At 65.9% G+C, this 14424-nt stretch carries 14 protein-coding genes; all 14 read left to right on the top strand.

Features of this window, described 5'->3' with window-relative positions; all coding sequences use genetic code 11:
• Nucleotides 1-167: 167 nt before the first annotated feature.
• The 14 genes from gspE (at nt 168) to CKO40_RS13700 (ending at nt 14387) form a co-directional block, all read left to right on the top strand.
• Nucleotides 168-2153 (top strand): type II secretion system ATPase GspE, encoded by a 1986-nt coding sequence (gspE, locus tag CKO40_RS13765; protein WP_200346804.1) that lies wholly within the window; start codon nt 168-170, stop codon nt 2151-2153.
• A 216-nt stretch (nt 2154-2369) separates the two neighbouring features.
• A complete protein-coding gene (locus CKO40_RS13760) occupies nt 2370-3062 on the top strand; it encodes an apolipoprotein A-IV repeat region-like domain-containing protein (RefSeq protein ID WP_338074178.1) in 693 nt (230 codons plus the stop codon).
• 42 nt (nt 3063-3104) lie between these two features.
• Nucleotides 3105-4313 (top strand): type II secretion system F family protein, encoded by a 1209-nt coding sequence (locus tag CKO40_RS13755; protein WP_200346802.1) that lies wholly within the window; start codon nt 3105-3107, stop codon nt 4311-4313.
• Between the two features lie 182 nt (nt 4314-4495).
• Nucleotides 4496-5101: a Uma2 family endonuclease gene (locus tag CKO40_RS13750; RefSeq protein WP_200346801.1), complete on the top strand. Its 606-nt coding sequence runs from the start codon at nt 4496-4498 to the stop codon at nt 5099-5101.
• A gap of 111 nt (nt 5102-5212) precedes the next feature.
• Entirely contained in the window at nt 5213-5674 is a 462-nt protein-coding gene (gene gspG, locus CKO40_RS13745; protein WP_242477032.1) for a type II secretion system major pseudopilin GspG, read from the top strand.
• A gap of 219 nt (nt 5675-5893) precedes the next feature.
• Nucleotides 5894-6355, top strand: a complete 462-nt coding sequence (locus tag CKO40_RS13740) for a GspH/FimT family pseudopilin (RefSeq protein ID WP_200346799.1) — start codon at nt 5894-5896, stop codon at nt 6353-6355.
• A 176-nt stretch (nt 6356-6531) separates the two neighbouring features.
• Nucleotides 6532-7005 (top strand): type IV pilus modification PilV family protein, encoded by a 474-nt coding sequence (locus CKO40_RS13735; protein WP_338074177.1) that lies wholly within the window; start codon nt 6532-6534, stop codon nt 7003-7005.
• Nucleotides 7006-7188: 183 nt separating this feature from the next.
• Nucleotides 7189-7911 (top strand): prepilin-type N-terminal cleavage/methylation domain-containing protein, encoded by a 723-nt coding sequence (locus CKO40_RS13730; RefSeq protein ID WP_338074176.1) that lies wholly within the window; start codon nt 7189-7191, stop codon nt 7909-7911.
• Nucleotides 7889-8836 carry a type II secretion system minor pseudopilin gene (locus tag CKO40_RS13725; RefSeq protein ID WP_200346796.1) on the top strand — a complete coding sequence of 316 codons (948 nt, stop codon included), beginning with the start codon at nt 7889-7891 and terminating at the stop codon, nt 8834-8836. Before CKO40_RS13730 ends, CKO40_RS13725 begins: the two co-directional genes overlap by 23 nt.
• Before the next feature lie 59 nt (nt 8837-8895).
• Complete coding sequence (locus CKO40_RS13720; RefSeq protein ID WP_200346795.1) at nt 8896-9987, top strand: PilN domain-containing protein; 1092 nt, start codon at nt 8896-8898, stop codon at nt 9985-9987.
• Nucleotides 9988-10025: 38 nt separating this feature from the next.
• A complete protein-coding gene (gene gspM / locus CKO40_RS13715; protein ID WP_200346794.1) occupies nt 10026-10637 on the top strand; it encodes a type II secretion system protein GspM in 612 nt (203 codons plus the stop codon).
• Nucleotides 10634-11233, top strand: a complete 600-nt coding sequence (locus tag CKO40_RS13710) for a hypothetical protein (RefSeq protein ID WP_200346793.1) — start codon at nt 10634-10636, stop codon at nt 11231-11233. The genes gspM and CKO40_RS13710 overlap by 4 nt, the downstream gene beginning before the upstream one ends.
• Nucleotides 11223-13439 (top strand): type II secretion system secretin GspD, encoded by a 2217-nt coding sequence (gene gspD / locus CKO40_RS13705; RefSeq protein WP_200346819.1) that lies wholly within the window; start codon nt 11223-11225, stop codon nt 13437-13439. Before CKO40_RS13710 ends, gspD begins: the two co-directional genes overlap by 11 nt.
• A 3-nt stretch (nt 13440-13442) precedes the next feature.
• Entirely contained in the window at nt 13443-14387 is a 945-nt protein-coding gene (locus CKO40_RS13700; RefSeq protein ID WP_200346792.1) for a KpsF/GutQ family sugar-phosphate isomerase, read from the top strand.
• Nucleotides 14388-14424 lie beyond the last annotated feature (37 nt).

The raw sequence follows: 14424 nt of genomic DNA, 5'->3' as shown, positions 1-14424 counted from the left end.
CGATTGCCGCTGCCTCCAATGGTCGTAGGAGCCCGCTTGCGGGCGACCAGGCCGCGCTCGCGGCTGCGAAAATCGCCCGCAAGCGGGCTCCTACAGCGCTGAGAGTCCGATGGCAGGAAAAGGCTCTCGGCATTTCTGACGCGATGCACTAGCGAGGTCGAATGAGCATGAAGCAAGCCAAAACCTCCGTCGCGCCGGAGGACACCATAGCGACGCGACTCGGACCGCAGCCATTCGGTGAGACCCGCGAGCCCCGCGACACCCGCGAGACCGGGCAGACGACACGCAACGCACGCGACCACCGGCGCGAGCCCAAGCTCGGATTGTTCGATGAGCCGGTTGGTCCGGATTACAGGCGCGCCCGCGAGAGCGGTGCCGACGAGCCGGTTGGTTCCGGGCAGGGCCTTTCCGATACCCGACCAGACTCCACGCCAGGCGAAGCCCCAGCTGTGACAACGAGCGAGCCGAGCACCGAGCAACGGCTGATCGAGGCCCTGCAGCAGCGCGGCAAGTGCTCCCCCGGCGATCTGGCGCGGGCGCGCAAACTGACCGAGGAGAGCGCCGATCCGCTTCGATTGATGCTCGTCCGTCTGGGGTTGGTCTCGGAGCGCGATATGGCCGCAGCGGCGGCCGAGGTGCTCTCGATCCCATTGATCGGCGCCGACGACTATCCCGAGACCCCGGTCGCTGAGGCAGACCTGAGCCTGCGCTTCCTGAAAGACGCCAAGGTGGTGCCCTTGTTCGAGACCGAGCAGGCGCTCGGCATCGCGGTCGCTGATCCGCTCGACAGTTTCACGACCCAGGCGCTGCAGATGGCAACGGGCAAGGAGATCGACCTCAAGGTCGGTCTGCCGACCGAGATCCAGGCCGTGCTCGAGCGGCTCTACGAGCAGCCGAGTGATGACGATGCCGAGGCCGAGGCCGAGGCCCAGGCCGAGCTCGGCAACTTCAGCGAGGAGGACATCGAGCACCTGCGCGATCTCGCCAGCGAGGCCCCGGTGATCAGGATGGTCAACCAGATCCTCCAGCGCGCGGTCGAGTCACGCGCCTCGGACGTCCACATCGAGCCCTTCGCCGATCAGCTCAAGGTGCGCTATCGGATCGACGGCATCCTCAAGGAGGCCGACTCGCCGCCGGTCAGCTCCACCGCAGCGGTGATCTCGCGCGTCAAGATCATGGCCAAGCTCAACATCGCCGAGCGCCGGCTGCCCCAGGACGGCCGCATCCCGCAGCGCATCCAGGGCAAGGAGCTCGATCTGCGCGTCTCGACAGTACCGACCATGTTCGGCGAGAGCGTGGTGATGCGCCTGCTCGACAAGGAGAGCGTCCGCTTCGACTTCGACGCCCTCGGCTTCGACGGCCTGCCGCGTGAGCGGATGCTCAAGGTGCTCGATCAGCCCTACGGCATCTTCCTGGTCACCGGCCCGACCGGCAGCGGCAAGAGCACGACGCTGTACACGGCACTGAGTCGGCTCAACACCGAGGACCGCAAGATCATCACCGTCGAGGACCCGGTCGAGTACCAGGTCCCCGGCATCAACCAGATCCCGGTCAAATCCTCGATCGGCATGACCTTCGCCGGCGCCCTGCGCGCGATCGTCCGCCAGGACCCGGACATCATCATGGTCGGCGAGATGCGCGATCTCGAGACCGCGCGCATCGCCGTGCAGTCGGCGCTCACCGGCCACGTCGTGATCTCGACGCTGCACACCAACGATGCCCCCAGCGGCGTCACCCGTCTGCTCGACATGGGCGTCGAGGATTATCTACTCACCAGCACCATCAACGGCATCCTCGCTCAACGGCTGGTGCGGCGGCTCTGTCCGAACTGTCGTGCCTCCTACCGGGCCCAGCCCGAGCTGGCCGGACGCTTTGCCCACATCAAGGGATTGTCGGGGGTGGTCGACCTGCACCGCGCCGTCGGCTGTGACCAGTGCAACGGCACCGGCTATCGCGGGCGTCTCGTCATCAGCGAGGTGCTGCTCATGTCCGAGGCCCTCCGCCAAGCCATCCTTGCCCACGCCACCGCGACCGAGATCAAGCGCATCGCCATCGACGAAGGCATGGAAACCATGTATCAAGACGGCCTGCGCAAGGCGCTCGATGGACGCACCACCATCGAGGAGGTGCTGCGCGTGGCTGAAGTCGACTAACGTTCATCGCACGGTGCCACCCCGGACGATCAATTTCGCGTGATTCACGCGAACAATTGCTTGCTACTCAGTGGCTTAATCGTCTATCGTCGCTGGTCGTCGTGACTGCCCGTAACCCAGGCTGCCGAACCGAGGCCACCCAGGATAAACATGCTCTCTGCCGTTGAGCTCTACGAGGCCCTTGCAAGCGCACCCGATGATCGCGCCCGCGCGCGCGTGATCGCCGAGGCCTTCGAGCAGCTTGAGGAACGCTACCCTCATCTTCCTGATCTCGCGACTCAGCAGCATCTGGGCGAGACCGAGCTGCGCCTGCAACGAGAGATTGAGCAGATACGCGCAAACCTGTCCGTGCAGGTCGAGCAGGTCCGTGCAGAGCTCAAGACGGACATTGAGCAGGTGCGTGCGGAGCTGAAGACCGAGATCGAACAGGTGCGCGCGGACCTCAGCATCGAGGTCGAGCGGATACGCGGGCACTTCAGTACTGAGATGGAGCAGATGCGCGGTCATTTCAGCACTGAAATTGAACAGGTACGGAGCGATCTGCGAACCGAGCTTGAGCAGATGCGCGGTCATTTCAGCACTGAAATTGAGCAGATGCGTAGCGATCTGCGAACTGAGCTTGAGCAGATGCGCGGCCATTTCAGCACTGAAATTGAGCAGATGCGGAGCGATCTGCAAACTGAGCTTGGGCAGATGCGCGGCCATTTCAGTACTGAAATTGAGCAAGCGCGTGGCGAACTGCGCACCGAGATAGAGCAGATGCGCGGGCAATTCAGTACTGATCTTGAGCAGATGCGGGGGCAACTGCAAACGGAGATCGAGCGCAGTCGCAACACGCTATTGGCCTGGCTGATACCGCTGATGTTCGCGCAGGTCGGCGCCATTACCGCGCTGGTCAAATTGCTCTGAAGGGTGGACGCTGCTGCCCAGCGCTCGATCCACCACACAGCCATGCCTCGATACTTCTATAAAGCGGTCAAGCTCGATGGCGAAGAGGTCGAAGGCGAGCAGGAGGCGGCCGATGAGGCGACCCTGATCGCGCGGCTGCAGGCCGACGGGCTGCTGCCGCTGAAGACGCGCTCGGCAGGCGGGTTGACCGCCCAGCTCGCGCGCCGGCGCCAGCGCGGGCTTCAGGCCAAGGACATCGAGGGCATGACCCGCCAGCTCGCGACCCTGCTGGAATCGGGTCTGACGCTGGACCGCTCGCTCGGCGTCCTCGCCGAATTGACGCCGGAAGAGCACGTCAAACGGGTGCTGATGGATCTGCAGGAGCGGGTGCGCGGCGGGGCAACCTTCTCGACCGCACTCGAGGCCCAGGGCGGCCAGTTCCCGAAGCTCTACGTCAACATGGTACGGGCCGGCGAGGCCAGCGGCGCGCTCGATCAAGTGCTCGGCCGGCTGGCGGACTATCTGGAGCGCAGCGCCGAGCTTCGCGGCACCGTGACCTCGGCGCTGGTCTATCCGTCGATCCTGCTGGTCGTCGCCGGCCTCTCGGTGATCATGCTGCTCGTCTTCGTCGTGCCCCAGTTCACGGTGCTGTTCGACGACATGGGCGCGGCCCTGCCAACGCCGACCCGTATCGTCGTTGGTGCCGGAGACCTGTTCCGCGACTACTGGTGGGCGCTGCTGGTGTTGGTCGCTGTAATCGCCGTGGTGCTCGAGCGCTGGCTGAAGAACCCGGACAACCGCCGCCGCTTCGATTACAGGGTGATGGCCGTTCCGTTGTTCGGCGATCTGATCTGGAAGATGGAGACGGCGCGCCTCTGTCATACACTCTCGACGCTGCTCAAGAACGGCCTGCCGCTGCTGAGCGGGCTCAACCTCGCCAAGGAGGTCGTGAACAACCGCAAGATCGGTGACGGCCTCGACGAGACCGCCGAGGACCTCAAGCACGGACGCGGTCTCGCCGAGCCGCTGACCAGCCGCGGCGTGCTGCCGCAGCTGGCGCTGCAGATGATTCGCGTCGGCGAGGAATCCGGCACGCTCGATGCGATGCTCGCCAAGGTGGCCGACATCTTCGACCGCGAGACCCGAACCAGCGTCCAGCGCCTGTTGACCCTGCTCGAGCCGGCGCTGATCATCGGCCTCGGCGTCATCGTCGCTGGTATCATCATCTCGATCCTGATGGCGATCCTTGGTGCGAACGAGCTGGTGTTCTAGAGGAGATGCTGATTGATCGGCCATCCTGGCCAAAAATCAGACGGGGCTCCTACCCCGCGTGAGAAACGCTGACCAATCAGCGTTTCCCTGGGGCGGTCCGCAACATCTGATGCCTGACAACATCGAGAATCATTTGCTCAGACCACGCAATAAAACCACGCAATGAGAGGCGTTTTACATTCATGGAAGCCGTCGCCCTGTCTCGCCCAGAAACGCTGCTGAATCGGCAGATTCTTGACCGCCAGCGCCATCGGCTGTGTCGCGCCGATTATCACCGCATGGCTGAAGCGGGGATCTTTTCTGAAGACGATCACATTGAATTGATCGACGGTGAAGTGATTGACATGCCGCCCATTGGTGACGAGCATGCGGGATTGACGACCCAACTCAATCATCTCGTCCATCGGAGTGGAATCAAGGATGCGCTCGTATCGGTGCAAAGCCCTTTGGTGTTGGGCGAGCACAGCGAGCCTGAGCCAGACCTGATGCTGCTACGTTTTCGCGCGGACTATTACAAGCACGCCAAGCCGCGCGCGGCCGATGTTCTGCTGTTGATCGAGGTCGCGGATTCTTCGCTGAGCTATGACCGCTCGGTCAAGCTGCCACTCTATGCTCAGCATGGCATCGCGGAAGTCTGGATCCTGAATCTTCAGGATCGCGTCGTGGAAGTTCATCGCAATCCAGATGGGCAGCATTATCGCGACACCTGGTTGGCCCGCGCCGGGGATCTCTTGCACTCGCAACAGGCGCCGGATTTTTCCCTTTGTGTCTCCGAGTTGCTCGCTTAGAGGCCCTATCAAAACGCCCGGATAGCCCGCCCACGTTGCTGATTTCTGATTTATTAGTCCACAGAGGGCATTCTGTTAGCGCTCTTAGGAGAGTCGGTGCTGCATTTAGCCATGAAGATTGAACCCATGCTCCCACAACAACGCTCAAAGCTAGAACGAAAAAGCCGCGGCTTCACCCTGGTCGAGCTGCTCGTCGTGCTCGCGATCCTCGGCCTGCTCGCCGGGCTCGTCGGTCCCCAGGTGATGAAGTTCCTCGGCAGCTCGAAGACCAAGACTGCAGCGCTGCAGATCGAAGATCTCAGCGCAACGCTCGACCTCTACCGGCTCGAGGTTGGGCGCTATCCGTCCACCTCCGAAGGACTCGAGGCGTTGGTCTCGGACCCGGGCAACGCCCCTAACTGGAACGGTCCCTATCTGAGGAAGGCGCAAGTGCCGGACGACCCCTGGGGCAACGACTACCAATACCGCTCACCCGGGCAGCACGGCCCCTACGATATCTGGTCGCTCGGCGCTGACGGCCAGGAAGGCGGCGAGGGCGAGGATCGGGACATCACGAGCTGGGAGCGTTCATGAGGTACCCCGCTCGGCGCTGCTCCATTGTGGCCGATACTGCCGCGATCGCGCCTGGCGGCCTGCGCCTGGTGGCCTGCGCCGGGCGGTGCTGTGCGGCTAAGAGGCCTGATCAAAATGCCCGGCTACCCCGCACACGTTGCTGATCTTTAAAGCCATAGAGGGCATTCTGTTCGTGCTTCTAAGTGACCTGCGAGCCGATTGGCCGCGGCGCATTCCGCCATGAACGAGCGCACGCGCATCGGCGGCTTTACGCTGGTGGAACTGATCGTGGTGCTCGCGATCGGCGGGCTGCTGCTCACGCTGACGCCGCCGCTGATCACGGCGGCACTGCCGGGCGTCGAGCTCAAGGCCGCGGCCCGGCGCACCGCTGGCGCCCTGCGTCAGACCCGTGAGATCGCGATCGCCAGCGGTCAGGATGCCGCTTGGCGCCTCGACATCGAAGCCGGGCGCTACCGCGTACCGGGCCGCAACCGCGATGGCGCGTTGCCCGACGGGCTCGAGATCGAGCTCATCGCAGCCCAGGACGAGATGGAGAGCGAGCGCATCGGCGGTATCCGTTTCTATCCCGACGGAACATCTTCCGGCGGCCGCGTGATCCTCAAGCACGGCGATCGCGGCTATCAGGTCGGCGTCAACTGGCTGACCGGGCGCATCCTCATCGCCGATTGGGAGCGCGAATGAGCGGTGCGCCGCTAGCTCGGCCGTGCTGTCGCGGCGTTGAGCCTCAGGGTGCGGGGCCTCAAGGAGCTGGGCTACCCCAGCATGGCCTTCACGTTCAGTGGCGTCAGGGCGACGGGCTGCCGCGCGCGGCCATCGAACACGCACCACGAGTGATTCGTGCTCAGCGGCGGCACGCTGTGCTGCATGTCCGGTCGCGGCCAGGGCTCGGCTCCGCTACCCGTCTGACCCTCAGGCCTAGCGGTCATGGCTATCGGCGGCGAGGAGGCGAGCGCGGTTTCTCGCTGCTCGAGGTCCTGGTCGCCTTTGCGATCCTGGCGCTGAGTCTCGGTGTCTTGCTCCAGATCTTTTCGCGGGCACTCAACACCACTGCGCTGAACGAAACCTATAGCCGAGCCGTCGCGCTCGCCGAGGCCAAGCTCGATCGCGTCGGTATCGCGATTCCACTCGAGGAAGGCGTGTACAGCGGCGAGCCCGAAGACGGCATGGACTGGATCATCTCCATCGAGCCCTACCAGCCCGGCGGCTGGCTCGGCGACGCGGCGGCGTTTGCGTCGTACCAGGTCACCGCTGTGGCCGCCTGGCCAAGCGCCAGCGGGACCCGTCGTGTCACGCTGCGCACCATCCGGCTCGGCCCGGAGTCGGGTCTCTGATGGTGCGCGGAACGCTGCCCAATGACTGTCTTGCAGCCACTGTCTCCCGCTAAGGCTTTGTCCATCAACTGCTGTCCGAGGCTGCCGCGGCCGGTGTTCTCGGAATTGGGAGCCCATTCGCGGACAGGCGCCAACCGGTCTTTAGACACTGGTTCCTTGCCCGGGCCTGCCTTCTCGGGACCTGTGCCGCCGTGTCCCGCGCACGCGCGCGGCTTCACGCTGGTCGAGCTGCTGATCGCCCTCGCCCTGATCGGCATCATCACCATCCTGCTGTTCTCGGGACTGCGCCTTGGGTCACGCGGCTGGGAGGCGGTCGAGACGACCTCAGAGCGGGTCGCCGACCTCCGTGTCGCGCGCCAATTCATCGCCCGGAGCCTGCGCCAGCAGCGCCCGGAGACCGTCGTCGTCGATGGCGTCGAGCAGCCGGTCTTCGCCGGTGAGCCACAGGCGATCGAATGGGTCGCGCCGCTGTCCGAACATGTCGGCATTCCGGGGCTCTACATCCTCAGGCTGAACCTGGAGGAGACCGAGGGCGCGCCGCGCCTGGTCCTGAGCCGCTGGCTGTTGCACCCTGAGATCCTCGAGGGCGGCGACGACTTCCCACCATGGGAGCCCTTGCTCGAGACCGGCGCCTCCGCGCTCGATGCGGGGCCGTTCGACCAAGACCTCGCGGCCGGCGCCCAAGGCCGCACCGTGCTGCTCCCGGCGGTTCAGCGCTTCCGTCTCGACTACTTCGGCCGGATCGAAGGCGACACCGAGCCGGCCTGGCATGAAGCGTGGCTCGACCAGCGCGAACCGCCGTCCGCCGTTGCGATCGATCTGACGACGCCGGTCCAGTCCTGGCCGGCGGCGCTGATCGCGTTGGACCTGAGCCTCGCGAGTGATGCAACCGAATCGCTGCGCTGACCCTTGCCGCCAGCGCGGGATCGCCTTGGTGCTGGTGATGTGGGTGCTCGCGTTGCTGACCGTGATGGCGCTCAGCCTCACCACAACCCAGCGCACCCAGTCGGCGCTGACCGCCAACCAGATCGATGCCGCCCGGTTTCGCGCCCAGGCCGATGCGGTGCTGAATCTGGTCGCGCTGAACCTGCTGAGCACCCCATTCCTGGCACCCGAGGATTCGAGCACCGTCTGGGTGCCGGATGGTGAGCCTCGGCAACTTCAGCTCGGCGGGGCGCGTCTCGAGCTGCGCCTGTTCGACGAAGCCGCCCGGCTCAACCTGAACAGCATCCCGCGGGAGCAGCTTGCGACCTTGATCGAGCTCGCTCAGGGAGAGGAAGGCTTCGACGAGGTCCAGCGCGACCAGCTCGCCGATGCGATCCTCGACTGGCGTGATCCCGATGACCTCGTGCGCCTGAACGGCGCCGAGGACCCGGATTACTTCGCCGCTGAGCGCCCTTTCGGCGCGCGCGACGGACCCTTTCGCAGTGTCGATGAGCTCCAGCAGGTGCTCGGTATGACGCCGGCGCTCTACCGCCGCCTCGCGCCCCATCTGACCGTGGCCGACACCGGGCAGCGCGTCTCGACGACCTATGCGAGCGCCGAGGTATTGGCCGTCACCCAGGGACTCCTGCTCGAGAACGCGCGCCAGCTCGTGCGCGAGCGCGACCAGCCGCTCTTCGATGAGGCCATGCAGGCCGCAACCCCTGCCGACCGCGGCGGCCCGCTCTACCGGGCGCAGGTCAGCCAAGGCGGCGCTGACGGCGGTCGGACCATGCAGGCATTGCTGCGCGTTCCCGGCGAGCGCGGCCGACCATTCCAGATCCTCTGGCGGCGCGATGGTCTCGGCAGCCCGCCGGACCCCGCGGCTGACTATACTGAGGGTTCCTGATCCGCCCTCTTCAGGGTCGGATCATCCGATGCCATGCAACACAGCCCGCGCACCCTCCGATGTCGCTGACCCCCCGGCTAGACGCCCTGCGCCTCCCATCCAACGGTCGCCTCCTCGCTCGCCTGCAGGGCTGGCTACAGCAGCTGTCGCAGTGCTTCCCGCCGCGGCTGCGCAACTGGATCGCCGAGCGACGTCCTCGCCGCGTCATCGAGGTCGATGGCACCCAGGCGCGTGTGATGCGTGACACGGGCGGTCACCGCCAGCAGCTCGGGGATCTCGCGCTGGACATTCGCGCCGAGCAGTTGCCGGGTCAAGCCGCTGAGCGGCAGCGCCCGGCCTGGGTCGAGACCCTGCTCGAGCTGCCCGCCGACGCGGTCCTGATCCGCAGATTGAGACTCCCGGCCCAGGTCCGCGACCAGCTCCGCACCGTCCTCGGTTACGAGATCGACCGGCTCACCCCGTTCAGCCGCGACGATGTCTACTTCGACGCCCGCATCCTGGGTGAGCAAGGCGCTGGCAAGCAGCTCGACGTCGAGCTGGCGATCTGCCGCCGTGATCAGACGCGCGGCTGGCTCGAGTATCTGCGCCGCATCGAGGCCCCAGCGGATCGCTTGACCTGGTCAGGCACTTGGGCCGGCGCCAATCTGCTGCCGCCCGCCGAGCGCCCGCGGCGGCGGCGCCTGGGCCTGCTCATCAACGCCGCGCTTGGCGGGATCGCGCTGCTGCTCGTGCTGATCCTGTTGGTCTCGCCGCTGTGGCAGCGGCAGCAGATCCACCAGGACCTCGAGAACCGGCTCCGAGAGCTGCGCGGCCGGGCGACCGAGGTCACCCGGGTCCGCGAGGAGCTCGAACAGGCGCGCGTGGGCAGTGTCGCGGTGCTGCAGCGCAAGGCCGAAGCGCCGAGGATGACCGATCTGCTGCGCGAGCTCACCGATCTGCTCCCGGACGGTACCTGGGTGCAGACCCTCAACTACCGCGATGGCGAGGTCGATATCCGTGGCGAATCGACCCAGGCGACGGCCCTGATCGCGCTGCTCGAGAACGGTCCTGGTATCAGCAACGTGACCTTCCGCTCACCGGTGATGCAGATCGCCAGCTCCGGCAACGAGCGCTTCCACATCGCCTTCGACTACCAAAGGCCCTCTCCCTGAGCCCATCCCCATGAGCCCATCCCCATGAGCCCATCCCCATGAGCCCGTCCGAATCGGCCGCTCCAACGCACTGTCTGATCGCTTGGGCCCTGCTGCTGCTGTTGCCGCTGACCCTGGTCGCGGCCATCGGCCTACCCTGGTGGGGCGAGCTAGACGACCTCTCGCGGCGCATCGCTGACGATCGTGACCAGATACAGCGGTATCAGCGCGTCGTCGCCACCCTGCCCGTGCTGCGCGAGGAGCTCGCCCGCGAGCGGACGAATGACGACTTCAAGGCCTTCTCCTTCGATGAGGCGACCCCGGCGCTCGCCGGCGCCGCCCTGCAGCGCCGCGTGCAAGAGATGATCCGCGCCGTCGACGCCCGCCCGATCAGCGCCCAGATCCTGCCGACCCAGGAGGCCGACTCGCCGCCCCGCGTGCGGCTGCGTGTCCAGATCCAGGCCCAGACCGACCAGTTGCTCGACCTGCTGTTCCGGCTCGAGGAGGCGCGGCCGTTCTTGTTCGTTGATCAGATGTCCATCCGCGCCAGCACCCGGCGGGTCCGGCGTGTCACCCGCGGGCGCTCGCGTGGGGCGCCGAGCGCGACGCCAGAAGACCAACTGACCGTGCGCCTGGATATCTTCGGCTATTCGCTGGGGAGCGCCTCATGAGGTCTGTGCTGATCTCGCTCATCGTCCTGCTTGCGTTGGCGGCGGCGCTGCAATGGCGAGGCTGGCCCCCGGCACCGCCTCCGGCGCCAGCCTCCGGTACCCTCGACTTGCCCGAGCCGCCCGCGCGGCCATCGATCGCATTGGATGACACCCGGACGGCCGAGGACTATCTCTCGGTCGCCGAGAGACCGCTGTTCAGCCCGGACCGACGTCCGCCATCGGATGAGCCGGCTCCCGTTGTAGACGCCGATGCAGCGACCGCCGAGGAGCTCGCAGGGCTCGATGTCAATGCCATCCTGATCCAGAGTCCGACTCTCGCAACGGTCTGGCTCGTCCCCCCGGCCCAACGGAACGAATTGGTCAAGAAACGCCGGGGTGACGACTACGAAGGCTGGGTGATCACCGCGATCGAGCCGGATCGGGTGCGTTTCGAGCGACAGGGGCAAAGCGAAACGCTAGAATTGAACGACTTCAATGCACCCCCAGTCCGGCGTTCGCCGCCGACGCAACGCCGCGAGGCCAGACGTCCGCCCGCGCGAACGCCACGGAAGCCTGCCCCTGCATCGCAGAACTCCGGCGCCGATGATGATCGATAACCAGCGGTTCTCCGCTCGCTTGCAATACCATTGGCCCGGTGCGCTCGCCAGCGCCCGGCCGAGAGCCTCGGCTGCTCGGCGCCTGCTGCTCGTGCTGGTGCTGTGCCTCCTGCAGCTGGGGTGCAGCAGCCTGGTCTGGGACCCCACCGAGAAGGTCGGCAGCGCCGAAGGTCACCGGCTCGCGGACGGGTCGGACTCGGAGCCCTTCCGCTCGTTTCGCGAGGACAGGGGCATTCAGCTGGAGGACGATCGGGTCGGTGAGCCTGAGGACTCGATCCAAACCGGCACCGGCACCTTTGTCCGGCCGGTGCGCGCACCGCGCTCGTCAGCGCCGGACATCCAGGGCGCCGATGTCACCCTCAACTTCGACAACACCGATATCCGCGAGGTGGTCAAGATCATCCTCGGTGATGTGCTCGAGCTGAACTACACGCTGCACCCAGCGGTTCAAGGGACGGCCTCGCTGACCACCGCCAGCCCGATCAGCCGCGATCTGCTGCTTCCCACCCTCGAGACCCTGCTGCGCATGAACAATGCCGCTCTCGTCAGGCGCGGTGGCAACTATGAGGTCGTACCGATCGCCAACGCGGTCCAGGGCCGCGTCGTGCCTCAGCTCGGCAGCTCCGAGCGGGCGCTACCCGAAGGCTACGCCGTGCAGGTGGTCCCGCTCGAGTATGTCGGCGCCGAGGAGATCGCCAACATCCTCGAGCCGCTCGCGCCCGAAGGCAGCATCGTCCGCGTCGACACGCTGCGCAATCTGATCGTCGTCGCCGGCACCGGGCCCGAGATGACCACGATGCTGGACACCATCCAGATGTTCGATGTCGACTGGATGGCAGGCCTCTCGGTCGGCTTCTTCTCGCTGGAGTACGCGAAGGTCGGGGACGTCGTCACCCAGCTCGAGACGCTGCTCGCCGATGAGAGCGTCGACGCCGCGAAAGGGCTGTTTCGGTTCATCCCCGTCGAGACCGCCAACGCCCTGCTCGTGGTCTCGCCGCAGCCGAGCTACCTCGCGCGGATGGAGGACTGGATCAAACGGCTCGACCTGGCCGAGGCATCCGGTGACGCCGCCCGCCGGCTCTATGTCTACCGGGTGCGCCACGGTGACGCCGAGAACCTGGCCGACATCCTCACCAAGCTGTTCTCGGACGAAGGCGGCGCGCGCAGCCGGCGCAGCATCGGCGGCGTGGCGCCCGGCCTGAATCAGGCCGCCATCGGCGGCGCCGAGGGCGAGGCGGGTACCGCTGGCGGTCAGTCCAGCGCGCGCTCCCGCGGTGCGACCGCCAGCTCGCTTACCCTCAGCTCCGAGGTCAGCATCGTCGCCGACAACACCAACAACTCGCTGCTGGTGCGCTCCAGCCCGCGCGACTATAAGCGCATCCTGAGCGCGCTCAAGGAGCTCGATATCGTCCCGCTGCAGGTCCTGGTCGAAGCGACGATCGTCGAGATCCAGCTCACCGGCAGCCTGCGCTATGGGGTGCAATGGCGCTTCAAAGGGCCGGCCGTCGACGATTACCAAAGCCGGCAATCATTGATCGCGACAGACGACTCCAACGTACCGGTACCGAATTTCCAGGGCTTCAACTGGTCGGTCGTGCTGCGTCCGAGCGAGATCCGAGCGACCCTATCGGCCCTGGCCGAAGACAACCTGGTCAACGTGCTCTCTTCACCATCGGTGATGGTCATGGACAATCAAGAGGCCAACATCCAGGTCGGCGACGAGGTGCCGGTTCCCACGACCCAGCAGCAAGGGACCGCTGTCACCGATCGGATCATCAACCAGATCGAATACCGCAAGACCGGCGTCCAGCTCTCGGTGACACCGCGGGTCACCCCGGGCGGCCTGGTGCAGATGCAGATCGATCAGGAGGTCAGCTCCGTCATTCCCGATGCCGCATCGATCGAGACCAATAACGCCCCCTCCTTCCGCACGCGGAACATCACGAGCAACGTCGCCGTGCGCTCCGGTCAAGCGGTCGTCCTCGGCGGCCTGATCGAGGATGAGAGCTCCGGTGGCAAGTCCGGTGTGCCGGGTCTCTACCGGGCGCCGATCATCGGCCCGCTCTTCGGGCAGACCAGCAGGGATGCACGCCGCACCGAGCTCGTCGTCGTCCTGACCCCGCGCGTGATCGCCGGCGACAGCGACATCGACGCCGTCACGCGCGACTTCCGCCGCAAGGTCAAGAACCTCGACCCCCGTTTCTGAGCGATGTCGCCACAAGCGGACCACGCTGCTGTCGCGCGCGAGGTGCTGCGCATCGAGGCCCGCGCGATCGCCGATCTCGAGGCCAACCTCGACGGCCGCTTCGCCGATGTCGTCGAGCGCATCCTCGCCGCCAGCGGCCGCGTCGTCGTCTGCGGCATGGGCAAGTCCGGCATCATCGGCAAGAAGATCGCCGCGACCCTCGCCAGCACCGGCACCCCGGCGTTCTTCATGCACCCGGGCGAGGCCTTCCATGGCGACCTCGGCATGGTGACACCGGATGATGTCTTCGTTGCGCTCTCCAACTCCGGAGAGACCGAAGAGCTGGTCAAGCTGCTACCGTTCCTGCGCGACAACGGCAACGCCATCATTGCGCTCACCGGCAACGCCGGCTCCACCCTCGCACAGCACAGCAGCCTGCATCTGTCGGTGGCTGTGGAGCGCGAGGCCTGCCCGCTGCAGCTCGCGCCCACCGCTTCGACGACAGCCACCCTGGCGATGGGCGACGCGCTGGCCGTCGCGCTGATGAAGGCGCGGAACTTCCAGGCCCACCATTTTGCGCGTTTCCATCCCGGTGGTAGCCTTGGGCGCCGGCTGCTGCAGCGGGTGCGTGACGAGATGCGCAGCTGGAAGCTCCCATTTGTTGCCGGAGATGCCGCTGCCGAGTCTGTGCTTGCTGTTATCAGCGAGGGAGGGCTCGGGATTGCACTCGTCACCGGCGCACTGGGCAATGTCCGCGGCATCATCACTGATGGCGACCTCCGTCGCGCCCTGCAGGTACGTCAGTCCGGCTTCTTCTCGGCAACAGCGGAGGATTTGATGACGCCCGACCCGGTGACGATCGGTGTAGACAGCAATATGAGTGCAGCCCTTGAACTGATGGCCAGGCACGAGATCACGCTGCTCGTCGTGGTCGATGACCAGCGCGTGGTCGGCGTTGTGCAAAAATAGCCTGTTGCTTCTTTGACTACACTGCGTCCAGTTTGGG

The sequence above is a fragment of the Halochromatium glycolicum genome (genome assembly GCF_016584085.1).
Taxonomy (GTDB): Bacteria; Pseudomonadota; Gammaproteobacteria; order Chromatiales; family Chromatiaceae; genus Lamprobacter; species Lamprobacter glycolicus.
This window is presented reverse-complemented; position numbering and strand designations above follow the sequence as displayed.